Origin of the sequence: Tatumella ptyseos, from assembly GCF_030552895.1 — a bacterium.
Lineage (GTDB): Bacteria > Pseudomonadota > Gammaproteobacteria > Enterobacterales > Enterobacteriaceae > Rosenbergiella > Rosenbergiella ptyseos_A.
In genome coordinates this window covers 2496330-2520950 of sequence record NZ_CP130649.1, presented here as the reverse complement: position 1 = coordinate 2520950, position 24621 = coordinate 2496330, and the positions used below count along the sequence as shown (strand labels likewise).

Below are 24621 nucleotides of genomic sequence, written 5' to 3'. Positions count from 1 at the left end.
ACATTTTCCATCGTTAAGACCGCTATGCGGAAATTACCGGTTATCGACTAAAGATTAAAACGTTGGCTGATAAGGGATAATTCCCTGAGTCCGCATCTCTGCGGTACCTAAGCCATAGTTAGCCCCCAATCCTCTGAACTCGATATTAAATGAAACCTGATTATCGTATTCACTGGTATTGTTTTGCCAACCATTGATCTTGCGCTCATAACCCAAGCGTATTGCATAGCAGCAAGAGCTGTATTGTACGCCAAGCAATTGCTCAGCAGGCTTACTATTACGAGTATCATAATAGTAGGCTCCCACAACAGACCATGCATCGGCAATTGGCCAGCTAGCGGTTGCTCCAACCTGCGAAATCCCATTCTTATAGATTGGGCTAGTGGTATAAATTGAGTTATTCATCGCACGAGCAATGTATTCAGGGCTACTATAGCGATAGTTCAGTTGTATCACACGGTCATTATCTTGTCGGTACTCAAGACCGGCATTACCTTGCGCCACGTTATTTAAGTGAGTGTCATACTGCAATCCACCTCTTAAACCCCATTGGTCAGTCATGCGCCAGTAGGTGTCACCAGCCCAAATAATACTTCCCGTATCATTATCATCCGACGGGTCACCCGTACGTGATCGCGTAAACGCATAAATCTGACCTACGGAAGCATTAAAACGTTCAACTAAATTTTCATCGTAGATACGGGTAGTTACCCCAGTAGCGACTTGGTTAGTTGAAGCGATACGATCAAGTCCGCTATATGATTGGTCTCGGAACAAACCGGTATAATCGGTTTGTAACAAGGTTGAATCATAAGGATAGATATTATTTTGGTTACGATAGGGCGTGTAGAGGTATTGAACACGAGGTTCCAAGGTTTGGGTATAACCCTGCGCCCAATCCATGTCCCGGTCAAAGACTAACTTACCGTCAACCTTAAATTGCGGCAATGTCCGGTTTACCGAGCTTTTGAGATTATAATCACCACCATTAGGAAGTTCGCTTGCATTTTGCAAGTGATCTTGTTGGTAATGGGTCGCTAATAATTTTGCTTCGGTATTTAAACTTGCCCAGCCATTTGATAGCGGTAAATCAATGGTGGGTTCAATGTGTAGTCGCGTAGCACGGGGTAAGCGCGAATTGGTATTAGTAAAGCGCGCAAACTGACCATAAACGTGAGTGTCGAAAGGTCCGATATCATTTTGATAAAGATTAACATCTAATTGCGGTACTGTGCGGTAAATGCTGGTATTCAGTTTATTGAAAGTTTGGAAATCCCGTGTTGACAGGGTGGCATCCCAATTTTTATCCGCGTAGCCGAAACTAAATTTCTGATCGGCATAGCCATCAGTAGAGCTGTAATATTTCGAGTCCAGATCGTTAAAATAGTAGCGGTCACTGACTTTGGTGTAGTTAGCATTTAAGCGCCAGTGTTGATCATAGACACCGCTATGATTCCAGTAAAATAACCAACGCTTAGAGTTATCACTGTCAGCGATACCGCGAGCATCTTTCTGCCTATCGTACTGATTATCCGAACCTAAGTAGTCGAATTCCATCAACCCGGCACCTAATACCGAGAGATAACGGAATTCGTTCTGTAACTGCATACCACGTTTACTAATATAATGCGGAGTAATAGTTGCATCCATTTGTGGGGCAATATTCCAGTAGTATGGCAGCATAAATTCGAAGCCATCTTTACTACCATATTTCGCATTAGGGATTAGGAAACCTGAGCGGCGGCGATCACCAATTGGCATCTGCAAATAAGGGCTATAAAATACTGGTACTGAGCCAATTTTAAATCTCGCGTTCCAAATCTCTGCTACTTCTTCTTGGCGGTCTTCAATAATTTCTGAACCCACCACACTCCAGCTATTGGAGTTCGGTAAACAAGTCGTAAAGCTACCATTTTCCAAAATGGTATAGCGATTATTATCGCGTTGCTTCATTTGCTCAGCGGTACCACGTCCTTGACGATCAACCATCTGGTAGTTGCCGTTCCAAACATTAGTATCTTTAGTATTCAGATTGGACCAAGCTTTAGGGCCTTTCAAAATAACTTGGTTATCGTCGTAATGAACATTGCCTAATGCATCAACCGTACGTGTGGGGGTATTTTGTCCAGCTTGTTGACGTTGATGAAGTTGCACTTGGTCAGCACGAAGTCTGCCATTCCCTTGATTAATATCTACGTTGCCGTCAAAAATTGCATCGTCAGGATAATTACCTTTTACACTATCTGAATGGATAGTGACGGGCTGCGTATTTGGGTCACTTTTCACCAGCGGACGATTATAAGAAGGCACGCCCAGCATACATTGCGACATCAGATCGTCAGCAAGTGAATACTGGCTGTATAGGGCTGATCCAATCATAGTGGCCAGCAATGTAGGTAGTCTTTTATTCATACGCGGTATCTAAGATTCCGTTAGTTCTGGCAAGGGGCCAGCAGTCCGATAAAGAGTAACGTACCGAAAGTATCAGCGCCAGCGATAATCGTGATTAAGCTGGTTTAGCGATAGGCGGTTTAGTGAATGACGGGTATGATAATCGAAAATGAAAACATTAGCATGACGAATTGAGGAGTTTATGCGCTACCGAGGCAAAGTTATTGGTTTTTTATTGGGACTCTTTTCAGGGGTAGGGTTTTGGGGCATCGTCGGCGGCGTACTCCTCGGGCATCTCGTCGATACGCTTATGTCCAACTTCGTGGGTAATTTTAAAGGTTCAGCTCACTCACGGCAGAACTTGTTTTTTATCACTACTTTCCAAGTAATGGGGCATTTGACCAAATCCAAAGGGCGCGTGACTGAGGCAGATATTCAGCTGGCTTCGACCATAATGGATCGTATGCAGCTACAGGGCACATCACGTCAACTCGCGCAGCAAGCGTTTCGGGAAGGTAAAGAGACAGAATTTCCATTACGTCAGAAATTACGTGAATTTAGACAAGCTTGTATCGGGCGAGTTGATTTAATTAAGATTTTTCTGGAAATTCAAATCCAAGCTGCACTGGCTGATGGCGAACTTCATCCGAATGAGCAGCAAGTTTTATATATTATTGCGGAAGAGTTAGGAATTTCTCGCCAGCAGTTTGAACTCTTTATTCGTATGATGACCGGAGGGAGCCATTTTGGACAGCAAGGCTACTCACAACATCAAGGGGGCTTTCGTCAAGCGCCTCAAGGTCCAACCCTACAGGATGCTTGCTCGGTATTGGGGGTCTCTCCAGACGATGATGCGTTAACCATTAAGCGCGCTTATCGCAAATTGATGAGTGAGCATCATCCAGATAAGTTAGTCGCAAAGGGGTTGCCCCCTGAGATGATGACGCTTGCTAAAGAGAAAGCCCAGAAAATTCAATCGGCGTATGAACTGATCCGTACCCAAAAAGGTTTCTAATTGCGGAGTATTACTAACCGGCAGAGGCTAGAACTCTGCTGGTTGTTTAAAGGTCATGCTGTTACCAAACACTGGATGGGTAATGGTTAGGCGTTCTGCATGGAGTAGCAAGCGCGGTGCTAACGCTTTTGCTTCCGGTGAAGCATAAAAGTTATCGCCCAAAATAGGGTGCCCCATCGCTAACATGTGTACGCGTAGCTGATGTGACCGGCCCGTAATCGGCTTGAGTTGTACACGGCAGCTTACCGCGTCTCGTTCTAGGACTTCCCACACTGTTTGCGCCGCTTTACCGGTTTCGAAACAGACTTTCTGTTTAGGCCGGTTAGGCCAGTCGCAAATTAGCGGTAAATCGACCAATCCTTCATCCGGCAACAATTGTCCCCAAACCTGAGCGATATAGGTTTTTGACGGCTCTCTCTCTCGAAATTGACGTTTTAATTCGCGCTCAGCGGCTTTGGTCAAGGCAACTACCATTACACCGCTAGTGGCCATGTCGAGCCGATGGACAGATTCTGCTCCAGGAAAATCACGCTGGATACGTGTCATGATGCTGTCGCTATGTTCAGGCAAACGTCCAGGGACAGACAATAATCCGCTGGGTTTATTGACCACAATAATGTGCTCATCCTGATAAAGGATATGCAGCCAAGGCTCGAGAGGGGGGTGATAAGCTTCCATTTTCTATCCTAGAGGGGGTTTCCCCCCTCAAAACGGTTACTGATGCGTTACGACGATCAAGCGCAATGCGTCGAGACGCCAGTTTGCTTGCGATAAGCTTTCGAGAACTTCTTGACGATTATCGCGTAGCGCATCAATTTCATCTTCACGAATATTCGGATTAACCTTTTTCAATGCTTCTAAACGTTCCAACTCTGCCGTGAGCTGCTTTTCTGCCGATTGCTGAGCCTCGGCAATAACTGCCTGAGCATTAGCACTGACCAATTGCTCACCGGTGGTCAGAATTTGGTGCACTTCTTGCTGCACCGCATTGACCAGCTTGCTGCCAGTGTGACGATTAACCGCATTCAATTGGCGGTTAAAGCTTTCGAACTCGACCTTATCCGCTAAGTTGTTGCCTTTGGTATCGACCAAAAGGCGTAATGGCGTAGGCGGCAGGAAGCGAGTTAACTGGAGCTGTTTCGGCGCTTGTGCTTCCACCACGTAGATCAATTCCAGTAATAGGGTACCGACCGGTAAGGCTTTATTTTTCAATAAGGAGAGCGCGCAGCTCCCGGTATCACCCGATAGGATGAGATCCAGACCGTTACGAATAAGCGGATGTTCCCAAGTGATGAACTGAGTGTCTTCACGGGATAACGCTTGGTTACGGTTGAAGGTAATAGTGCATCCATCTTCCGGTAACCCAGGGAAATCAGGGACTAACATATGGTCAGAAGGGGTTAGCACGATTAAGTTATCGCTACGGTCTTCTTGGTTAATGCCAACAATATCGAACAGATTTAAGGCAAAGTTAACCAACGCGGTATCGTTATCTTGTGCGGCAATATCATCTGCAAGACGTTCCGCTTTCTCGCCGCCATGAGAATGCAGTTCTAATAAGCGGTCACGACCGGACTCCAACTGTGATTTAAGGTCGTCATGTTGTGCGCGGCACTGCTGAATAAATGCTTCTAAACCTTCGTCTTTTTCCGGTGCGACTAAGAACTCGAGTAATTGTGGATGCACAGTATCGTATATGGTGCGACCGGTTGGACAAGTACTTTCGAACGCATCTAACCCTTCGTGGAACCAGCGTAGTAGTACCGCTTGTGCGGTATTTTCCAGCCATGGCACCATGATTTCGATATCATGAAGTTGTCCAATACGATCCAGACGACCAATACGCTGTTCTAAGAGGTCAGGGTTGAACGGCAGATCAAACATCACCATGCGGCTAGCGAACTGGAAGTTACGACCTTCTGAACCAATCTCTGAGCAGAGGAGCACTTGGGCACCTTCTTCTTGCGAAGCAAAGAATGCTGCGGCTTTATCACGCTCGATAATCGATAGCCCTTCATGGAAGACGGCCGCACGAATCCCCTCGCGCTCGCGAAGTACTTGCTCTAACTGAAGTGCGGTCGCGGCTTTAGCGCAGATGACGAGTACTTTCTCTTTACGATGCTCCAGTAAATAGTTAATTAACCACTCAACGCGTGGATCAAACGCCCACCAAGTTCCGTTATCCCCTTCAAATTCTTGGTAAATTTGCTCAGGGTAGAGTAAGTCACGCGCTCGTTCATCTTTACTCTTACGTGCCGACATAATACCAGACACTTTTATAGCGGTTTGATATTGGCTGGGTAGCGGTAGACGAACGGCATGTAACGCACGCTTAGGAAAGCCTTGAACACCTTGACGGGTATTACGGAAAAGCACTCGGCTGGTGCCATGACGGTCAGTTAACATTTCAACCAACTGCTGGCGAGCGGTAAGACGTTCTTCGCTGTCACTGTTCGCTTGGAGGATCAGTGGTCGAATATCTTGCTCTTTAATCAACTCATTAATGACAGCGATTTGTTGTTCAGCTAATGGCTCTTCTGCTAACAGGCTAGCAACTGCTTCAGCAACGGGTTGGAAATGACGCTGTTCCTCGACGAAGGCATCGAAATCATGGAAGCGATCGCCATCGAGTAGGCGTAGACGAGCAAAGTGACTTTGCATGCCGAGCTGTTCTGGGGTAGCAGTTAATAACAAGACACCAGGCACTACGTCAGCCAGTTTTTCGATGACTTGGTATTCACGACCCGGCTTACCCTCGCTCCAAGCCAAATGGTGAGCTTCATCAACGACCATTAAGTCCCAGTCGGCTTCCAGCATATCCTCTAAACGCTGTTTATTTTTGCACACAAAATCCAGTGAGCAGATCACCAATTGTTCGGTGAAAAAAGGGTTAGCGTTGTCAAAGCGCGCTTCGTTATAACGCTCATCGTCGAATAACGCAAAGTGCAACGTAAAACGGCGCAGCATCTCGACCAGCCACTGATGTTGCAAAGTCTCGGGCACGATAATCAATACACGTTCAGCACGACCAGCCAGTAATTGCTGCTGGATGATCATACCCGCTTCAATCGTTTTACCTAATCCGACTTCGTCAGCGAGCAATACACGCGGGGCATGACGGCGGCCTACGTCTTGAGCAATATGAAGCTGGTGGGGAATTAAGTTAGTGCGCATCCCACGCATTCCACTTGTCGCTAAACGGTATTGCTCACTTTGATACTTTCTTGCACGGTAGCGCAGCGCGAAGCGATCCATTCGGTCCAATTGTCCGGCAAACAAGCGGTCTTGAGGCTTACTGAAGCTCAATTTACTGTCTAACATGACTTCACGTAACACCACATCGGTTTCCTGTGTGTCGCTGCGCGTGCCAATGTAGGCCATCAGGCCATTTTCATCGCGTACTTCGTCAACCACCAACTGCCAACCCTCGTGACTGGTGATCGTATCGCCTGGGTTGAATATTACGCGAGTGATGGGAGAATCATTACGGGCATATAGTCGGTTTTCGCCGGTGGCTGGGAAGAGTACGGTCACCATACGCGCATCGATTGCCACGACGGTTCCTAATCCAAGTTCACTTTCTGTATCACTAATCCAGCGCTGACCAAGTGTAAAAGGCATAAATTTTGCTCGATTCTCTTAATTATAGGGATGTATTCAATCACGGATAACCGGCCGAACCCTGTTTTCCACCCTGGTGGTGGTAAAAGGCCGGGTTATTTTGAAGGGCGCTATGGTACTGGAAGGCGAGGGATTCGTCACCTATCAAAATAGCCCAAGTTGACCGGTCATGACATTTTCAAAATTGCCGCCGACAAAACCGAGAATCCCTTCAGCGACAGGCTGTAATTGCTTAGTTAAATAATGAGTATAGTCGAGCGGCGCAGTCATGGCAGTGAGGGGCTCAGGGCCTGCGAGGGTGATAACATAGCGAATAGAGCTCCCCCGTCGGAAGGTCGATTTTTGTCCTTGTGCGAGGGCGGCTTGTTCAGCAAGGCGGGCGGCGCGCACGTGAGGGGGAATATTTTTTTCGTAATCGGCAAGTGGGCGACGTAAGCGCTTTTTATAGACCAGCTGATCGTCTAACTCACCCGCCAACAATTGTTGTACAGTGTGTTGCACGTACTCCTCCCAAGGTTGATCACGAAAAATAAGGCCATAAAGTGTTTGTTGAAATTGTTGTGCAAGTGGCGTCCAATCGGTTCGTACGGTCTCTAAGCCTTTAAAAACCAATCGTTCTTCGCCGTGTTCGGCCACTAAACCGGCATAGCGTTTCTTGCTCCCTTGTTCAGCACCGCGGATGGTAGGCATCAAGAAACGACTGAAATGGCGTTCGTACTCGATTTCTAAGGCACTCTCTAACCCGAGTTGTTGCTGCAGCCTTTGTTGCCACCATTGATTGATTAGGGTGACAAGCCGCTGACCAATCGCGTCCGCTTGCTGAGAGTCGCATTGTTCACCGAGTGAGATAAAGGTGGAATCTGTATCCCCGTAAATAACGGTGTAGCCTTGTTGTTCAATCAGTTGTCGAGTTTGTTGCATGATATTGTGGCCCCGCAAAGTAATTGACGAAGCAAGACGCGGATCAAAAAATCGACAAGAGGGCGTTCCTAGTACACCGTAAAAGGCGTTCATAATGATCTTCAATGCCTGGGAAAGTGGAGCATTTTTCTCGCGCTTTGCTTTTTCACGCCCCTGCCAGATCTGTTCGACGATTGTCGGTAAGCAATGCACGGTTCGTGAAAATTGCGCGGAGAGGTAACCCGGCACGGCATGGTTAGGATCGGCCAAGCCAACGATTAAGCCTACTGGGTCGATTAGAAAAGTTCGGATGATCGAGGGATACAGACTTTTATAATCCAGCACGATCACTGAACGGTAGAGACCGGGCTGTGAATCCATCACAAATCCGCCTGGGCTCTGTTGCGGTGCAATATCCCCAAGGTTAGGGGCCACAAATCCTAAGCGGTGCATACGTGGAAGGTAAAGATGGGTGAATGCGGCGATCGAGCCGCCATGGCGATCGGCAGGCAGCCCGTTGATACTGGCGCGTTCCAGTAGGAAAGCCATGAGTTCTGTTTTTTTAAAAATACGCGTCACTAACTCACAATCTTTCAGGTTATAGCGGGCCAGTGCCACTTTATCTTGGCGAAAGCGCTGATTAATCTCAGCCATCCTGTCGTGTGGTGTCGCGCTATCTTTACCTTCCCCCAGTAAGTGCTGAGAAACGTTCTCAAGACTAAAAGAGGGAAAATCCCAAAATGCGGATTTTAAAGCATCAATACCATCGATTATCCAACGTCCGGCGGCCTGTGCGCTGAATACTCCAGGTTTAAAACCATGCTCTTGCCAACCCAAAAGACCTCCACCACGACCTAACTTTAGGGGTAGCCCAAAACGTTCGGCCTCACGATGCAAGATGCGCAGATCGAATTGAATAACATTCCAGCCAATTAACACATCTGGATCATGCAGGGCCATCCACTGATTAAGGGCATGGATTAACTCCCGCGGATGCGAGACGTAGCTCAGTGTAAAATCGGGCTGCTCTTCGCTCGGAGTAGGGGGGCCAAGCATATAAACCTGCCGCTGCCCGCAGCCTTCCAAGCCAATACAATAAAGCTCTCCGCGCTCATTCGTCTCGATATCCAGTGAGACCCATTTTAACGTTGGACGGTAATCAGGATGAGGTTTTAACCGGGTCGGCTCGGTTGTTTCACTATGACTTATCCAGACGGGCGCGGTAATAAAACGCTCCATCATATAGCGGTCCGTGGGGCGAATATCAGCTTCGTAGAGCGGAATGTTAGCTTCAAGAAATTGTTGGCTAATGGCTTTGAGCGACCGCTGTTGGGTGAGGTAAAGCGTTGTTTGTGCTCTGTGTGAGAAATCTTTTAACGCTGAGTCATGCAGGGTAACGCCTTGGTGAGCTGTCAGTAAGGCTTCACCTTGATGACGATATTCCGTTGGGAAAAAAGCGGTCGCTCGCTGCAAGGGAACAGAGACAAAGCGCGGTCCTTGATCAGTAGCCAGCCAAAAGGAGACTTCAACACCGCGGGGGGTATCGCGCCAATGGCGGGTTAAGATAAAACCGGCCGATACGGTCTCCATATCATTTCCTCATGTTTAAGCATTTATTAGACAGTATAAGCTAGCTGGAAAAGGACAACAGGGCTTTTCGTGGGGGGACTCTATCCCCTCGTAAAACAGAGTCGATATTGATGTCACTTCCTCAATCAACACTAAACATCTCGGTAAGCGGTGGCTGTCATGACATAGCAATCGGTTATAGTCATTCAACATCATTTCTGGCTGGAGGATTGAATCTTGCGTAGCGTCTTTTTTCTTTTACTATTAGGGGTGGCCGCAAACTGCCAAGCAGAGCGGACCTTTGTTTTCTTCCGTCATGCAGAAAAACAGATGAATTTTAGTGGGCAACTCTCGTGCCAAGGATTGAACCGTGCACTGCGTTTACCCGGAGTATTAGTCCCTCGTTATGGTAAACCGGACGAACTGTACGCCTCGGCCCCTATCGAAGAGAGAGAGGGTAGTTCACTTCGTGCCGTCGCGACACTGATGCCTCTCGCCATTCAGTTAGCAAAGAGTATCGGCTTACAATTTCATGCTCGCGACACGCATGCCTTGGTTAGTCGTTTATTGGCAAGCGATAATCATCAAGTCGTTTACATTGCTTGGGAACACGATCACTTAGTTGATGCAGTAAAGGAATTGGTGGCAAGCACAGGCGGAGAAAGTGCGCAGATCCCGTCTATTTCGCCTTTTGATTATGATTCCATTTATCTGGTTAAGCTCGATAAGCAAAATCGATTCAAATCGTTTACGCTGGAAAAAGAGGGGCTAAACCATCTATCGACTGAGTGTATTAATGCTATTGAGTCGCGGTAAAGTGTAAAAGTAGATAATGGCTTGCTAAGCCGTCAGCGATTTTGTTTCGGAGTGTTTGATTATCGGTAACTTTACTTGACGTAATCGGTACAGACCGCAACAATCCGAGCTCGAGAATTACGAGGAAAGTTAATGGAAGCCTGGATCCAACATTTATTAGAGCAATCGGTCGGTTGGGCGATAGGCATTGTTGCGATTGTCACTTTTTTAGAATCCTTAGCCTTGGTGGGTTTAATACTACCTGGAACCGTGATGATGGCCTCTCTGGGCGCACTCATCGGCAGTGGGCATGTCAGTCTCTATCCTGCATGGGCGGCAGGCTTTATTGGATGCTTGGCTGGGGACTGGTTATCGTTCTATATCGGTTGGAAATTTCAAGGGCCCCTACATCGCTGGAAGTACTTGCAGAAGCATCAAGCCTTGCTCAATAAGACTGAACACGCATTACATAATCATAGTGTGGCGACCATATTAATAGGCCGCTTCGTGGGGCCAACCCGACCGCTTATTCCCTTAATTGCCGGTATGCTAGAGCTTCCCGCGAAAAAGTTCTTACCTCCCAATTTAGTGGGGTGCATCTTATGGCCGCCCATTTACTTACTGCCCGGTATCCTTGCTGGCGTAGCGATCGATGTACCTGCTGGTGCGCAAGATAGTTTATTCAAATGGTATTTAGCAGGGATGGCAGTGCTGATCTGGATAAGCGTTTGGCTTGCGTGGCGCTGGTTACGTCCGGCTAAAGAAGAGAGCGGTAAGGGATGGTTAACTCCCGTTCGCCTTCGCTATCTTGCGCCGATTACCGGGGTTATTACCGTTATCGCTTTCTGTCTATTACTCCAACATCCAATGATGCCAATGTTTGGTCATTTGTTGTGGAAAGTGTTTATTGGTCACTAACTGGCGTTAGCCCTAACATTCTGGCGGCTTTAATGTCGCCTTTTTCCAGCTGTTGCCATGTCCCACTCCATGCCACCTCTCCTTGATCGATGACAATGCAGCGATCGGCAAGAAAGCGTGCGTCCGCGAGTTGGTGTGAGACCATCACAAGCGTTAGTTTATTCTCCTCGCATAGCGCCTGTGTGAGGACCAACATCTCCTGGCGAAGGGCTGGGTCTAAGGCTGAAAAAGGTTCATCCAGTAACAGTAAAGGCTGCTCACGGAGTAAACAGCGGGTCAGCGCAACGCGTTGTCGCTGGCCACCGGAAAGCTGCGTAGGCAAACGATCCATCAGCGGTAACAGGCCGGTACGGTCAGCTAATGCTAAGAGTTTCTGCTGCTGAGCGGCAGAAAGACGCATGGTGGGGGATAAGCCGAGGGCGAGATTTTGCCTAACGGTCAGGTGGGTAAAAAGGTTATTTTCCTGAAATAACATCGATAGCGGTCGTTTGGCGGGGGCTAATGTCGTCGCATTCTGATTGGCTATCCATACCTCTCCTTGGCTGGCGGGAATGAAACCGGCGATTAAATTAAGCAGTGTACTTTTGCCCGCGCCGCTAGGGCCTAATATCACCACCCGTTCCCCTGCCGAAACGGATAAGGTAAAACTCAGGGGCTGTTGTGGGTAATCACAACTTAGTTGATTTACGGTGAGCATTGCGGTCCGCCAAGGTTTCAATAAGAATAAAAATCAGGAAGCACAAGAGCAGTAATAGTAGAGCAGTCACTGCCGCTTGTTGCGTCCGGTAAGCGCCCATCTGCTGATAGAGGTAATAAGGTAGCGTTTGAAAATCTTGGCTACCGAACAGAGCTATCACACCGAAGTCTCCCATCGACATCAATGATGCAAACGCAAAGGCCTGTAACATCGGCTGTCTTAATAGAGGTAATTCAATAAAACGTAACCGCTGCCAGCCACCTAAGTTGAGTGAGAGGCAGAGACGACTATATTGATTTGCTAAATCTCGCATGGGGCTTTCGAGTAACTTACTGGCATAAGGTAACGCCATCAAGGTATTGACGATAATGACCAAATAGGCTGGTGAATAATTGAGTCCAACGGTTTGATTCAGGATTAGAAAAGCTCCTGTAGCCAGAACAATACTAGGAACACCTAAAATCAGCATTGCACTGCCTTCAAGGCAACTGGCCCAGCCATACTGCTGTCGTCGACGGTATTCCCGAGACGTCCATAATATCATTAGGATGATACTGACACTGAATACACCCGCGACGACAGCAATGTTGAGTGAAAGCTCGACTGCTTGCCAGAGTGCTGGATCAGTTAAGGCTGCAAGCGTCTGCGGACCGATACCGGCAGTGATGACCGCGATAAGTGGCGGGATCAGTAATAGGATAAGTGCCCCTAACGCTAGCGCATCGATAATCAGGGCGCCTACACCCTCTACTTTAGGTTGCCAAGTCTGGCGTAAACTCACCTCATGAGTGCGGATCGGGGTTAACCAATGGCTACAAACTAATAGGCCACCGCAGCAACACAGTTGGATGATGGCGAGTAGCGCGGCGCGACCCGGGTCGTAATCAAAATTTAGAGCTTGGTAGATTGCGAGCTCCAAGGTGGTGGCTTGGGGACCACCGCCTAAAGTTAAGACGATGGCAAAGCTAGTAAAACAGAGCATAAAAATCAGTACGAAGGCGGGGAATAGTTGCCGTTTTAACCAAGGCCATTCTAGAAATTTAAACAGATTCCATCCCTGAATCGCTAATTGATCGGCCAGTTGTCGCTGCTCAGTAGGTATCTGTTGTAAGGCTTGTAACAATAGGCGCGTGGCGAGTGGTAAATTAAAAAAGACGTGGGCCAGTAGAATCCCGCTTAGCCCATAGGGGCTAAAGGTATAATCGATACCGAGCCGATGGCACAGCATGGCCAGCCAGCCTTCACGACCGTAAATGGTCATTAAGCCGAATACCGCCACCAGTACTGGCAGTATTAAAGTCATACTGGCAAGGCGTAGCAATAAAATTTTACCGGGAAAGTGCCGACGCTGTAAGGCCCGAGCAATAGGGATCGCCAAACCGACGGCGATAAGGGCCGAGAGTGAGGCTTGTTTGAACGAAAACGCGATCAAATGAAGAAGGTAGGCATCGTCCAGTAGTCCCCCTAATGAAGGCAAGGGGGCGGCGAACAGCAGCGCGCTAAGCGCTGCGATAAGACAGAAAAGGATAAGAAAGGCCGCAAAGCTGCCGGGAAGACGCCAACGATTCATTAACGCGAAACAGCCATCTGCCATGCTTCGACCCAGGATGCTCGAGAAGCCGCTACTTGTGACGCACTGTATTGTAAGGCTTTCTGAGGCACCGGAAGTTGCTCGATGGCGGTGGGGAGCGGTTGATGCGTAGCCGGATACATCCAGTTGCCCGTCGTCAAGGTTTTTTGGAAATCATCAGACAGTATAAACTGCATAAATTGATGAGCGAGCGCCGGCTGTGGGCTTTTTGCGAGCTGCCCGGCCACTTCAACTTGTAAATAATGACCTTCTGAGAAGTTCGCAGCGGCATAGTCATTATTATGCTCTTCCATAATATGATAAGCCGGTGAAGTGGTGTAGCTTAGCACCAGGTCAGCTTCACCTTTTAAAAATAGTCCATAAGCTTCACTCCATCCGCGAGGGATGGTGACGGTCTTTTTCGCCAACTGCTGCCATGCTTGGGCGGTTTTATCGCCAAATACATGGTTCATCCACAATAAAAGCCCCAGTCCTGGAGTGCTGGTACGGGGATCTTCATAGATGACACGCCATTTTTCAGGGCTTTCGACTAACTCATGTAGACTTTTCGGCGGGTGAGCTAAACGTTTTTTATTATAAACGAAAGCAAAGTAGCCGTAATCATAAGGAATAAAAGTCTTATCGCTCCAGCCATTGGGCACCTTAAGCTTTTGCGTATCAATATTAGCAGGGGCAAAGAGGCCGGTTTTTGTGGCGCTTTCTAATAGATTATTATCCAGTCCCAGCACGACATCCGCTTTACTGCGCGCGCCTTCCATTCGCAGGCGATTAAGCAGTGAAATACCATCTTCTAAGGTGACATAGTGTAATGTACAGCCGCATTGTTTTTCGAAAGCGGTTTTAATTGCCGGGCCTGGTCCCCATTTTGACGCGAAAGAGTCGTAGGTATAGACCGTTAATACTGGCTTAGCCGCCAAGGCGGGCAGTGCGGTGAGGGCCAATAATAACCCTGTAACAAACTTTTTAGTTGGAAACACTTTGCGCTCCTAGAAAATGTTGCTCGTTGGCGCAAAGGATCTGAGAAAGGTGCGCTCAAATCCCTCCGCCGGTATTAACCGGATCAGGTTCTACGGGTGTTTCTCAGCAGTGCGTGACTGCACCCCGTTGAGTCTGAGCATTCTAGGCAATTATTGAGTAAGAGGAAAGCAAAGATCATGAAAGGACGCGCAGCCAGGGCTGACTGCGCGAACGAGAGCGATTAAGGACAGAGTTGTTCCAGTGCGCGATCAAGACCGCCCACTAACCAGTCGATATCCGCGGCTTGGAAAGCCAGAGGCGGGCGCAGTTTTAATACGTTGCCATAAGGACCCGCGACTGACGTGAGGATCCCTTGATCACGCAGGCGCTCGATTAAGTCTAGGGCTAACGCCTTATTCGGTTGTTTAGTCTCCGGATCAGTCACCAATTCAAAGCCAATAAAGAGTCCTGCACCTCGAACATCGCCGACACAGCGATATTTTTGTTGCAAGCGGCTAAGCTCTTCGAGTAATCGAGCGCCCATCATGCGGCTATGCTCTTGCAAGTTCTCTTCTTGAATGACTTTTAATACAGCTTGTGCGGCCGCCATTGAAACAGGGTTACCGCCAAAGGTATTGAAGTAAGGAATATGGTCACTGAACGAGGCGAGCACATCACTTTTCGCAAAGAGTGCCGAGACCGGGATCCCATTCCCCATCGGTTTACCCGTGGTAATAATGTCGGGCACTACGCCGTGGCGCGCAAAGCCCCAGAAGGTATCTCCTGTGCGAGCAAATCCGGGTTGGACTTCGTCCGCAATAAAAATACCGCCGTTCTTATGAACGACATCGATCGCCGCTTTAAGAAAGCCCGGAGGATTGGGTAACACGCCATCTGACGAGAAGATCGAATCGGCAAGAAAGCCTGCAAACTTGATACCGTTTTGTTTCATATCATCAATCTGTTTTTGGATCTCATTGGCAAACCAATGGCCTGGATCGCTGGGTGTTAAACGATAAAAATCCGGGGCAGGGACGACGCGCGTCGTTGCTGCCAACGCTTGGCCACTTCCTAATGCGGGGGAGGCGCCTGAGGTTAACTCACTGGTACCGTGATAGGCCTCTTGAGTTACAATGATCCCTGTTCCACCACTGAAGGATTTCGCGACACGAATAGCCAGATCATTCGCCTCTGATCCGGTACACATATACATCGCACGATCGATTTCCGTTGGGGTGGTTGCTAAGATCGATTCTGTATAATTTAAGATATTCTCATGAAGGTAACGGGTATGGGTATTGAGCTGCTGCATTTGCTTACTCACCGCCTCGATCACCGCGGGGTGGCAGTGCCCAATGCTGGCGACATTATTATAGACATCGAGATATTTTCGGCCTTCTGCATCCCATAAATATTGTCCTTCACCTTTTACTAGATGAACCGGATTACGATAAAACAGGCGGTAAGATTCGCCAAGGATACGATCGCGTTTATCGGTGAGTTGACGGATTTCAGGGCTTAATGCATCGGCATGTTCAGCGCGAAAGCTGTTGGTATCCATAATCGTGGAACGTGTGGTCATCATCTACTCCTTGTACTGCTATCGTCAGTAAGAGGTTTTGGATAGGGCCATTGCCCTATCTCATCAGGAATTATTTGTTTTCTACGACGGTAAGATTGATTTGCTGACTCGATTGGCGTCTCACTTTAGTGGTGAGGAAATAGAGGTAACCGAGGATCATTAATCCGATAAATAGACCACCAATGACGGGGTTAAACCAGAGCATGGTGACAAAGCAGATCATCGAGAGGACTAATGCAATACCGGGGATTACGGGATACCCAGGGGCACGGTAGCTACGTTCGAGTGTTGGCGCTGTTTTACGTAAGCGGAACAGACTTAACATACTCATGATGTACATAACGTTGGCACCGAATACGGCCATAGTGATCATCGCAGCCGTTAAACTCATACCTTGTAGCATCATGCCATCATTACAAACCACTATCATGCCGATGATTCCTCCCGCAATGATGGCGCGATGTGGGGTCTGAAAACGGCTGAGCTTACACAGTGAGGCAGGCAAATAGCCACCACGAGATAGGGCAAAGAATTGTCGGGAGTAGCCAAGAATAATGCCGTGAAAGCTGGCGATTAGGCCGAATAGTCCAATCCAAACCAGCATATGCATCCATTGAGAATGTTCGCCGACGATCATTTTCATTGCCTGAGGAAGCGGATCATTAATCCCGGATAGGGCACGCCAGTCGCCTGCGCCACCTGCAAACAACATGACACTGATGGCTAAGAATACTAGGGTTAAAATACCGGTCACGTAGGCAATAGGGATGGTCTTCTTAGGATTTTTGGCCTCTTCGGCGGCCATCGCAGCGCCCTCAATTGCCAAGAAAAACCAGATCGCGAAAGGGATCGCCGCAAAGATGCCGGGCAGGGCAGCCATCGAGAAATGATCCTGTCCTGACCAGCCATGGGCCACGAAATGACTCATGCTAAACCCTGGGGAAACTACGCCCATAAAAACCAGTAACTCAAACACGGCCAGTAGCGTAACGATCAGTTCAAACATCGCGGCTAATTTCACCCCAAGAATATTGAGCCCCATAAAAACGATATAAGCGCCTAAAGCGGCATATTTAGGGTTGAGTGTAGGATATTGCACATTGAGATAAGCACCAATCGCCATGGCGATAGCCGGTGGTGCGAAAACGAATTCGATTAGCGTCGCGAGGCCAGCAATCAACCCGCCCGTGTCACCATACGCAGCACGGCTATAGGCAAAGGGTCCACCCGCTTGTGGAATTGCGGTAGTGAGTTCAGTAAAACTAAAGATGAAGCAGGTATACATTACGGCGATAATCAGCGTTGTGACGAGGAAGCCGAGTGTTCCTGCCACTCCCCAACCATAGCTCCAGCCGAAATACTCACCTGAGATCACCAGACCCACAGCGATTCCCCATAAATGGAGTGCCCCCAGTGTTGGTTTTAATGATGTTGTCATAGTTAACCCCGTTAGCATTATTGAGACGTTCTTACAGGTTGATACTGCGTTTCGAAAGATAATGCAGTGCTTAACGGTGAGAAACTTGACCGGAAAAGACAGTTTGTTGTCATCTTAAGTTAACTCATTGCGTAAAAAGTCATGCCTGTGTTCTCCAGTCAACTTTCCCTGTTTTATCGTCAAGCTCACTGAGGTCACTCTGGTAGATGCTACTTCTCACATTAGGTATTAACGCTGTGTAGGAGAAGATGATGAGTGTGAAACAATACGATGCCCTCGACCAAGCGGTATTACTGCATATTGCAAACCATGTGGTGCAAGCCTATCCGCAGCTACAGAAGGCGGAAATCAAATTGTTATGCCGTTCAGAAAACGCAACATTTTCGGTGATGGCTCAAGGAAAACGTTATGCACTCCGTTTGCATCGGGGGAATTATCATCAGAAAGCGGCTATTGAAAGCGAGCTATTATGGTTAGATGCCCTGCGTACGGAAGGGATACAAGTTCCCGAAGCACTACGAGATGGTCAGGGTGAACGTATTCAAACTTATGTCTTATCGCCCGATGAACAGAGGCATGCAGTGCTCTTTCACTGGATTGAGGGCGAGATGCCGACGAGTGAAGTGTCTCCCGATGCGTTCAAACAGTTGGGGGAGATCACGGCGCGATTACATCAACACAGCCGCCAGTGGCAGCGCCCAGATGATTTCCAGCGTCTGCGTTGGGACCATGATTCAATGGTAGGGAGCAGCAGCCATTGGGGAGATTGGCGTGATATTAGTGATCTATCAACTCGCGATCATAATCTTATTGAAACAGTGATTGCCGATGTGGATACGAAATTGACACGCTATGGCCAATATAGCGATCGGTTTGGGTTAATCCACGCCGATTTACGCCTCACCAATTTATTATTAGACCGTGGCGAAACGCGGGTAATCGATTTCGATGATTGTGGGTTTGGCTGGTATTTACATGATCTGGCGGCGGCGATCAGTTTCGTCGAGCATCATCCTTCTGCACCGTTGTGGGTCGATCGCTGGATCGAGGGGTACCAGCGTATCCATCATTTTAGCGACGATGACTTCGCGATATTACCTGCCCTATTAATTCAACGGCGTATTCAATTAACCGCATGGTTAGGCTCGCATTGCGAGACCGAGATGGCGAAAAGTGTGGCACAAGGTTGGTCGGCACAGACGCTAGGATTATGTCGCACCTATTTGGAGGGGAAGCAGCTGCCGATCGGTCAGGCGATGCACTATTAGGTCGCAGAAAAAGTAATTTTCTGTTCATGGTGATGATAACGCTTTGTAATATCGCAATTCTTCCTATTGGTATGAAGTTTGCAATGTTAATTGTATCGTTGCGATTATCCATGAGGTCATCACCATGCAATCCTTATTCACCACCTCTCAACAAGCGGCTCACCATGGCGTGTTAGCGGCCGCCGCCAGTGGACTGAGCCAATTTATCACGCATCAGGGTGCGGATATTGATCGAGTGTTTGGCATGAGTGGGATTGATCCTGAGTTATTAGGAAACCCAACGATGAGCCTGAGCTTGGTCAATTATTGTCGGGTCATGGAGGTCGCGGCCAAACATTCAGGCGTCGATAACTTTGGCCTCTATTATGGTAAACAATTTAAACCACAATCCTTGGGCTTAATAGGTTATATCGGGATTTGCTCTGCTACCTTAGAAGAGGCATTACGTAACGTCGTTCGCGCTTTTCCCTATCATCAACACGATACCTTAATTCAATTAGTCGATAAGGGAGATTGCTGGCAATTGCACTATCAAGTCCGTCATGGTGCGATCCTTCAGCGTCGCCAAGATGCTGAATTGACGCTATGTATGTTTTTAAATTTGATCCGTCATGCGCTAGGCAGTCACTGGGCGCCGAGAGAAATCCATTTCGAGCACCCGCGCCCTGCGGCGTGGCATGAACACTGTAAAGTCTTCGATGCCCCGATCTGGTTTGACCAACCGACTAACTGCATGGTGATCCCCAAAAGCGATGGCCTTCGTAGCATGCCAGATAGCGATCCGATGTTGTTAACGGTAACTCAAGATGCTATTCGCCAGCTTAACGGCCAAGTCTCTACTCAACCCTTAATCGATCAAATTCGAGTTCAAGTTCAGCTTGCGATAGGGCAAGGTGAGCCGGATCTTGAACAGGTTGCCGAACAGGTTGCAATGACGCCTTGGTCGTTGCAGCGCCGATTACGTCAGGAGGGCATTAGTTTTACAGGGTTGGTGGACAAAGTACGGGGGGAGATGGCGATGAGTTTTCTGCAACAGCCGCATATTTCAGTCACGGATATGGCATTGTTACTGGGATATTCTGAGGTAAGTGCCTTTTCGAGAGCCTTTAAGCGTTGGTTCGGCACCAGTCCTCGCCAATGGCGTCAGTCGCAAACCGAAAGGCGTTTTGCCGATACCTCGATCATTCTGTAACTGCTATGAGAAACGCCTCATGTTGACCATGCTCTACTGCAGGTAGGGCGTTAGTCTTTTTCCTGCCTACGACGTAATTTTTTTACTTTTACGAAGATGCCAACCCAATGCAGTTTGAGGTTGAAGTAGTTTATAGCCTCGTTACCATTCTTGGCGTTATCCATCATTCCCTGGCACCACGCTAAAAGCGCTCTGCTTTCTGGCTGGTGGCCATTACTGATAGCGCTTGGATACTTATAAAATAATGTCAGTACATCTGCCTCGGCTTCTTGGCCTAGGTGATTCATGACGGTTCGGATATGCATAATACAGGCCTTATAAGCCACTTCTAGTTTATCTACCACGCTTTCAGTAGCGATAGAGTAAGCGCTAAATGAAGGAGGCATAACAGGGTCTGCTGATCTAAAGGTGGCAGAGCAATGTTATGCATGTTTGAGCCATCTTCAGACGGTTGCAAGTCGGGTGAAGCAAAGGCAGACGAATGAAGGGCGGTGCCTCAATCTTTAGTGATTTAGGAGAGTTTATCGTAACGATTCTTGAGCTGCTCGGCGAAATATTAGGGGATGTAGTCGCTAATCGTCCTTTATCGACCGTTAAGGTATCGAGAATGTTAGCGATTTTTAAGTACTTAGGCATCATAGGAAGTTAGAGATCTGCTACGTTGTGCTTAATTTGTTGCAAATTGTCGCTTATGGCGATATTTTGTCCCTACCCTCATGTCCTAGCATCACCAGTGGTTATTATAATTTCAATTTATTTAGTACAGTATTCGAAACACGAGAGGTCCTCTATGGCTACTAGTATTCGTTTAGACGATGACTTTGTAGAATCAATCAAAATCCATGCTGGCGTTGCTAAGCGTAGCGTTCCCAAGCAGATTGAACACTGGGCTAGCATCGGGAAAATCCTTGAGGAAAATCCCGATCTTACCTATGAATTTGTTATGGAAACTTTACTTGCTAAGCAAGAGTTAGAACATTCTTTAGGAACGCGGTATGTCAGGAGAACAAAACGCACTTGAGGTATTTCAAAGCCGTCGATTTGAAAAAGCTTTATCGAAACTACCTGATAACGAGTGCGCTGTTGTAGAAGATGCCATTGATTTTGTTATAGACAATCCAACTGTAGGTGAGAAAAAGAAGGGCGATTTATCTTACCTTAGAGTCTATAAGTTCGACTTGAAAGGGCGTCAGTGCTTACTTGGATATAGCTTTAATGAAGGAAAGCTTGAGCTTTATTTATTAAATTTTGGGCCGCACGAAAATTTCTATAATGATCAGAAGAAGCATAGAAAACTGGATGTAAAGTTAGTTGAATAGCAAAAGGGCGCACATAGCGCTTTTTTCATCCATTTGTCTGATTACACATCCCTATTTCTAAAGCTTTTTATTGAGTATATGCCAACGCCAACATGAGGAATGACGAAGTGGATGGGGGTCGCTTCCAGTGATTTCTTTGTCTAAGCAATCATAACCCTATCTTCGCCTCTATCCTGGCTTTCATCCTCGGATGCCATCAGCACTGTTGTATCTTCGCCGATTCTTTATACCGCTCGAGTCTTGCAGTTTGGAACATAGAAAGCCTTACCGATTTGAATAGTAGGCTTATCCATCATCATACTGATTGCGACAGTTCCATAACTATTGCAGTTAAGACGCATAGTAAAGGCTTGAACATTAGCCATGGCTGAGCAAGTAAGTAGTGAAACTGCAGTAAGGACTTTTTTTCCTTTAATTGTTTCCAAGTTACTAATATAAACAATATCCTATCCTCGGATATAACTATGTAATATATAGGCCACTTATGCAATCTTTTACCCCACCCGCCCCGAAAGGGGGAAATCCTGTTTTTATGATGTTTATGCTGGTGACATTTTTCGTCAGCATCGCCGGAGCATTACAGGCCCCAACACTTAGCCTTTATCTGAGTCAGGAGTTAGCGGCCAAACCCTTTATGGTGGGGTTATTTTTCACCATCAATGCCGTGACGGGTATTATCATCAGCTTTATATTAGCCAAGCGCTCAGACCGCAAAGGGGATCGTCGACGCTTATTGATGTTTTGCTGTGCGATGGCCATCGCTAATGCGCTGATGTTCGCTTTCGTGCGCCAGTATGTGGTACTGATCACTTTAGGTTTGATCCTCTCCGCCTTAACCAGTGTCGTTATGCCGCAACTCTTTGCTTTAGCACGGGAATATGCCGATCGTACTGGTCGCGAAGTGGTCATGTTTAGCTCGGTGATGCGGGCGCAAATGTCCTTAGCTTGGGTGATTGGTCCGCCGATTTCCTTCGCGCTGGCTCTAAACTACGGCTTTATTACCCTCTATCTTGTCGCCGCGGCGTTGTTTCTGTTGTCACTGATTTTGATCAAAACGACCCTTCCTAGTGTGCCCCGGCTCTATCCGGCAGAAGATTTAGCGAAAAGTGCAGCCAGTGGCTGGAAACGCACGGATGTCCGATTTCTGTTTGCTGCCTCGGTGTTGATGTGGATCTGTAATCTGATGTATATCATCGATATGCCACTCTATATCAGCAAGAGCTTAGGGATGCCTGAAAGTTTTGCTGGGGTGTTGATGGGGACCGCTGCAGGGTTAGAGATCCCGGTGATGCTACTGGCTGGCTATTTGGCTAAACGGATGGGTAAAAGGCCCTTAGTGATCGTTGCGGCGGTGTGCGGCCTAATGTTCTATCCCGCTATGCTGATATTTGACCAACAAACAGGATTATTAGTCATCCAATTGCTGAATGCCGTCTTTATTGGGATTGTGGCGGGATTGGTGATGCTGTGGTTCCAAGATTTGATGCCAGGGAAAGCGGGCGCCGCGACGACCTTATTTACTAATTCTGTTTCGACGGGGATGATTTTCGCCGGGCTCTGCCAAGGGCTATTGAGTGATTTGCTGGGTCATCAGGCGATTTATGTTCTAGCTACCGTGCTTATGATTATCTCGCTACTGCTGCTAATGCGTGTTAAAGAGCAGGCATAACGACAGGGGGCCAATTGGCCCCCTCGCTTTAAGGATTATTCTGCTGAGCAGTCTGGCTTGGCATTAATGCCCGAATATCTGTGCCGGTTGGAGTTTGATGGACGCGTAATCCAAAGGCAGGCAGTGCCGCATAGATATAGTCGAAAATATCACTTTGGATTGCTTCATACTCTGCCCAGACAACTGTGTTAGTGAAAGCATAAATCTCAATAGGTTGACCGTTCTCGGTAGGCGCTAGCTGCCGCACCATCAGTGTCATATCTTGACGAATCTGTGGGTGCGTCTTCAACCAGTTTTCCAGCCAAATACGAAAGGTGCCGATATTGGTCAATGCACGATGATTGAGTAACGACGTATTTTGATTATCTCGCTGGGTGTTCCATTGGGTAATCTCCTGCTGTTTGTTTACCAGGTAAGGGCTGAGCAGATGGGCCTGTCCAAGCTGATTGATTTCGGCTTCTGACAAGAAGTGGATACTAGTGGTATCGATATTAACGCTACGCTTAATACGTCTGCCCCCCGATTCTGACATCCCGCGCCAGTTTTTAAAGGAGTCAGAAATTAAGGCATAAGCAGGAATGGTGACGATTGTTTTGTCCCAGTTATGCACTTTGACTGTGGTTAAATTGATATCGATGACTGCACCATCAGCACCGTATTTAGGCATATCTAGCCAATCGCCAATTTTTAGCATATCGTTGGCGGAAAGTTGGATTCCGGCGACCAGGCCAAGAATGGGATCGCGAAACACCAGCATCAGTACGGCGGTCATTGCGCCTAAACCGGTCAGCAAGGTACCGGGGGATTTGCCTAACAATAACGAAATCATCAAGATGACGATTAAAATCGCCATGATTAACTTAATGCTTTGGAAGATACCACGCAGCGGGATCTGTTTGGCGAATTCACTTTTGGCCGTTATCGCTTGGATAACATCGAGTAACGAGAAACCGATCAATAAGCTAAAGAGCATCACCCAGAGTTGGCAGAGAGTGGTTAGCCCAACGAACAGCATACTCTGTGGATCGAATAGGATATGCAGTAATGTTTGGAACAGTACGCCTTGTAACAGCCAGGTCGCACGATTAAATAAGCGATGTTTAAATAATGATTTTGGCCAAAGGTGTTGGCTTTTTTCTGACTGTTTTTTCAGTATCGGTAACAGCAGTTTATGAAGTAAGAGGTGAATAATCAGTGAGATGAAAATCATCGCGGTAAGCATGAGTAGCGTTGCGATAATATCGGTATAATGAGTAAGACCTAAGGTCTGAAGCCAATGTTGTAGTGGGAGTTGCATTATTTTCGTAAGTCCTTTTTACATATCATATTTTTCTTCAATTCAAATTTCATAGTGTAGCTAACCTATATCAATCTGTTTATACCAAACTTGATATGTTCAATTCATGAGAAGAAGCATCTAAAAATAGATTTAAGAATAGTTTGTTTATGAAATAACCGACACATAACGCTCGTCTTCACATTTTTTCTTGTATTTTTCACGATGCTAAACATCAAAATGTGTCATGAAATTTGGATAATGGAGCGTATCTAAACGATGCTATCTTAGTCTTGGTGTGTGATGAACCATTATGATGGTCATAAAGGTAAAAAACCACCTGCAAGCAGTGAAATAAAGAATAGGCTCTCACGTCTCGCTTACCGATGATTCGCGAACATTTACCGCGGGAGCAATGTTGAA

Annotated in this window: 20 protein-coding genes and 1 riboswitch; of the genes, 9 read left to right on the top strand and 11 right to left on the bottom strand. The window is 47.3% G+C overall.

Going from position 1 to position 24621, the window contains the following annotated elements; translation table 11 throughout:
* Window positions 1–54: 54 nt before the first annotated feature.
* A complete protein-coding gene (gene lptD, locus QJR74_RS11990) occupies window positions 55–2412 on the bottom strand; it encodes an LPS assembly protein LptD (protein WP_304372066.1) in 2358 nt (785 codons plus the stop codon).
* 181 nt (window positions 2413–2593) lie between these two features.
* Here lptD and djlA point away from each other — a divergent pair, with 181 nt between their 5' ends.
* Entirely contained in the window at window positions 2594–3406 is an 813-nt protein-coding gene (gene djlA, locus QJR74_RS11985; protein WP_304372065.1) for a co-chaperone DjlA, read from the top strand.
* A gap of 27 nt (window positions 3407–3433) precedes the next feature.
* On the opposite strand, the gene rluA is transcribed toward djlA, so the two are convergent.
* The 3 genes from rluA to QJR74_RS11970 form a co-directional block, all read right to left on the bottom strand.
* The gene (gene rluA / locus QJR74_RS11980) at window positions 3434–4084 is read right to left on the bottom strand and encodes a bifunctional tRNA pseudouridine(32) synthase/23S rRNA pseudouridine(746) synthase RluA (RefSeq protein WP_304372064.1); all 651 of its coding nucleotides are present in this window, start codon (window positions 4082–4084) and stop codon (window positions 3434–3436) included.
* A 36-nt stretch (window positions 4085–4120) separates the two neighbouring features.
* Window positions 4121–7027 carry an RNA polymerase-associated protein RapA gene (rapA, locus tag QJR74_RS11975; RefSeq protein ID WP_304372063.1) on the bottom strand — a complete coding sequence of 969 codons (2907 nt, stop codon included), beginning with the start codon at window positions 7025–7027 and terminating at the stop codon, window positions 4121–4123.
* 144 nt (window positions 7028–7171) lie between these two features.
* Complete coding sequence (locus QJR74_RS11970) at window positions 7172–9517, bottom strand: DNA polymerase II (protein WP_304372062.1); 2346 nt, start codon at window positions 9515–9517, stop codon at window positions 7172–7174.
* A 216-nt stretch (window positions 9518–9733) separates the two neighbouring features.
* Between QJR74_RS11970 and QJR74_RS11965 the strand changes: the two genes are divergently transcribed.
* Together QJR74_RS11965 and QJR74_RS11960 are read left to right on the top strand one after the other, a co-directional pair.
* Entirely contained in the window at window positions 9734–10312 is a 579-nt protein-coding gene (locus tag QJR74_RS11965) for a histidine phosphatase family protein (RefSeq protein WP_304372061.1), read from the top strand.
* Window positions 10313–10444: 132 nt separating this feature from the next.
* Window positions 10445–11209 carry a DedA family protein gene (locus QJR74_RS11960; protein WP_304372060.1) on the top strand — a complete coding sequence of 255 codons (765 nt, stop codon included), beginning with the start codon at window positions 10445–10447 and terminating at the stop codon, window positions 11207–11209.
* On the opposite strand, the gene thiQ is transcribed toward QJR74_RS11960, so the two are convergent.
* From thiQ to eat, 5 genes are all read right to left on the bottom strand, one after another.
* On the bottom strand, window positions 11196–11906 hold the full coding sequence (thiQ, locus tag QJR74_RS11955) for a thiamine ABC transporter ATP-binding protein ThiQ (protein ID WP_304372059.1): 711 nt from the start codon (window positions 11904–11906) through the stop codon (window positions 11196–11198). The two genes, QJR74_RS11960 and thiQ, sit on opposite strands and share 14 nt — an antisense overlap.
* Window positions 11878–13500, bottom strand: a complete 1623-nt coding sequence (thiP, locus tag QJR74_RS11950; protein ID WP_304372058.1) for a thiamine/thiamine pyrophosphate ABC transporter permease — start codon at window positions 13498–13500, stop codon at window positions 11878–11880. The genes thiQ and thiP overlap by 29 nt, the downstream gene beginning before the upstream one ends.
* Window positions 13476–14474, bottom strand: a complete 999-nt coding sequence (gene thiB, locus QJR74_RS11945; protein ID WP_304372057.1) for a thiamine ABC transporter substrate binding subunit — start codon at window positions 14472–14474, stop codon at window positions 13476–13478. The genes thiP and thiB overlap by 25 nt, the downstream gene beginning before the upstream one ends.
* Window positions 14475–14516: 42 nt before the next feature.
* Window positions 14517–14611, bottom strand: a riboswitch (TPP riboswitch).
* Between the two features lie 84 nt (window positions 14612–14695).
* Window positions 14696–16036 (bottom strand): aspartate aminotransferase family protein, encoded by a 1341-nt coding sequence (locus tag QJR74_RS11940; protein ID WP_304372056.1) that lies wholly within the window; start codon window positions 16034–16036, stop codon window positions 14696–14698.
* A 70-nt stretch (window positions 16037–16106) separates the two neighbouring features.
* On the bottom strand, window positions 16107–17474 hold the full coding sequence (gene eat / locus QJR74_RS11935) for an ethanolamine permease (protein WP_304372055.1): 1368 nt from the start codon (window positions 17472–17474) through the stop codon (window positions 16107–16109).
* A 251-nt stretch (window positions 17475–17725) separates the two neighbouring features.
* Here eat and QJR74_RS11930 point away from each other — a divergent pair, with 251 nt between their 5' ends.
* Both QJR74_RS11930 and qhpR read left to right on the top strand, forming a co-directional pair.
* Window positions 17726–18742 carry a phosphotransferase enzyme family protein gene (locus QJR74_RS11930; protein ID WP_304372054.1) on the top strand — a complete coding sequence of 339 codons (1017 nt, stop codon included), beginning with the start codon at window positions 17726–17728 and terminating at the stop codon, window positions 18740–18742.
* A gap of 124 nt (window positions 18743–18866) precedes the next feature.
* A complete protein-coding gene (qhpR, locus tag QJR74_RS11925) occupies window positions 18867–19934 on the top strand; it encodes an AraC-like transcriptional regulator QhpR (RefSeq protein WP_304372053.1) in 1068 nt (355 codons plus the stop codon).
* A gap of 50 nt (window positions 19935–19984) precedes the next feature.
* On the opposite strand, the gene QJR74_RS11920 is transcribed toward qhpR, so the two are convergent.
* The gene (locus tag QJR74_RS11920; RefSeq protein ID WP_304372052.1) at window positions 19985–20320 is read right to left on the bottom strand and encodes a hypothetical protein; all 336 of its coding nucleotides are present in this window, start codon (window positions 20318–20320) and stop codon (window positions 19985–19987) included.
* 95 nt (window positions 20321–20415) lie between these two features.
* On the opposite strand from QJR74_RS11920, the gene QJR74_RS11915 reads away from it, so the two are divergent.
* From QJR74_RS11915 to QJR74_RS11900, 4 genes are all read left to right on the top strand, one after another.
* Window positions 20416–20583, top strand: coding sequence for a hypothetical protein (locus QJR74_RS11915; protein WP_304372051.1), 168 nt, complete (start codon window positions 20416–20418; stop codon window positions 20581–20583).
* A 141-nt stretch (window positions 20584–20724) separates the two neighbouring features.
* Complete coding sequence (locus tag QJR74_RS11910; protein WP_241647023.1) at window positions 20725–20955, top strand: ParD-like family protein; 231 nt, start codon at window positions 20725–20727, stop codon at window positions 20953–20955.
* Entirely contained in the window at window positions 20930–21253 is a 324-nt protein-coding gene (locus QJR74_RS11905) for a type II toxin-antitoxin system RelE/ParE family toxin (RefSeq protein WP_304372050.1), read from the top strand. Before QJR74_RS11910 ends, QJR74_RS11905 begins: the two co-directional genes overlap by 26 nt.
* A gap of 484 nt (window positions 21254–21737) precedes the next feature.
* Window positions 21738–22922: an MFS transporter gene (locus QJR74_RS11900; RefSeq protein WP_304372049.1), complete on the top strand. Its 1185-nt coding sequence runs from the start codon at window positions 21738–21740 to the stop codon at window positions 22920–22922.
* A 28-nt stretch (window positions 22923–22950) separates the two neighbouring features.
* Here the strand turns inward: QJR74_RS11900 and QJR74_RS11895 are convergent, their stop codons facing one another.
* Complete coding sequence (locus QJR74_RS11895; protein WP_304372048.1) at window positions 22951–24219, bottom strand: mechanosensitive ion channel family protein; 1269 nt, start codon at window positions 24217–24219, stop codon at window positions 22951–22953.
* Between the last annotated feature and the right edge of the window lie 402 nt (window positions 24220–24621).

Bases quoted from the DNA above. Each gene is read 5' to 3' on its own strand.
- djlA (WP_304372065.1), top strand. From the start codon at position 2,594: ATGCGCTACCGAGGCAAAGTTATTGGTTTTTTATTGGGACTCTTTTCA.
- QJR74_RS11940 (WP_304372056.1), bottom strand. From the start codon at position 16,036: ATGACCACACGTTCCACGATTATGGATACCAACAGCTTTCGCGCTGAA.
- QJR74_RS11930 (WP_304372054.1), top strand. From the start codon at position 17,726: ATGAGTGTGAAACAATACGATGCCCTCGACCAAGCGGTATTACTGCAT.
- thiP (WP_304372058.1), bottom strand. From the start codon at position 13,500: ATGGCAGATGGCTGTTTCGCGTTAATGAATCGTTGGCGTCTTCCCGGC.
- eat (WP_304372055.1), bottom strand. From the start codon at position 17,474: ATGACAACATCATTAAAACCAACACTGGGGGCACTCCATTTATGGGGA.
- QJR74_RS11970 (WP_304372062.1), bottom strand. From the start codon at position 9,517: ATGGAGACCGTATCGGCCGGTTTTATCTTAACCCGCCATTGGCGCGAT.
- lptD (WP_304372066.1), bottom strand. From the start codon at position 2,412: ATGAATAAAAGACTACCTACATTGCTGGCCACTATGATTGGATCAGCC.
- rluA (WP_304372064.1), bottom strand. From the start codon at position 4,084: ATGGAAGCTTATCACCCCCCTCTCGAGCCTTGGCTGCATATCCTTTAT.
- QJR74_RS11915 (WP_304372051.1), top strand. From the start codon at position 20,416: ATGAAGGGCGGTGCCTCAATCTTTAGTGATTTAGGAGAGTTTATCGTA.
- QJR74_RS11895 (WP_304372048.1), bottom strand. From the start codon at position 24,219: ATGCAACTCCCACTACAACATTGGCTTCAGACCTTAGGTCTTACTCAT.
- QJR74_RS11920 (WP_304372052.1), bottom strand. From the start codon at position 20,320: ATGCCTCCTTCATTTAGCGCTTACTCTATCGCTACTGAAAGCGTGGTA.
- QJR74_RS11910 (WP_241647023.1), top strand. From the start codon at position 20,725: ATGGCTACTAGTATTCGTTTAGACGATGACTTTGTAGAATCAATCAAA.
- QJR74_RS11905 (WP_304372050.1), top strand. From the start codon at position 20,930: ATGTCAGGAGAACAAAACGCACTTGAGGTATTTCAAAGCCGTCGATTT.
- thiQ (WP_304372059.1), bottom strand. From the start codon at position 11,906: ATGCTCACCGTAAATCAACTAAGTTGTGATTACCCACAACAGCCCCTG.
- qhpR (WP_304372053.1), top strand. From the start codon at position 18,867: ATGCAATCCTTATTCACCACCTCTCAACAAGCGGCTCACCATGGCGTG.
- QJR74_RS11900 (WP_304372049.1), top strand. From the start codon at position 21,738: ATGCAATCTTTTACCCCACCCGCCCCGAAAGGGGGAAATCCTGTTTTT.
- rapA (WP_304372063.1), bottom strand. From the start codon at position 7,027: ATGCCTTTTACACTTGGTCAGCGCTGGATTAGTGATACAGAAAGTGAA.
- QJR74_RS11960 (WP_304372060.1), top strand. From the start codon at position 10,445: ATGGAAGCCTGGATCCAACATTTATTAGAGCAATCGGTCGGTTGGGCG.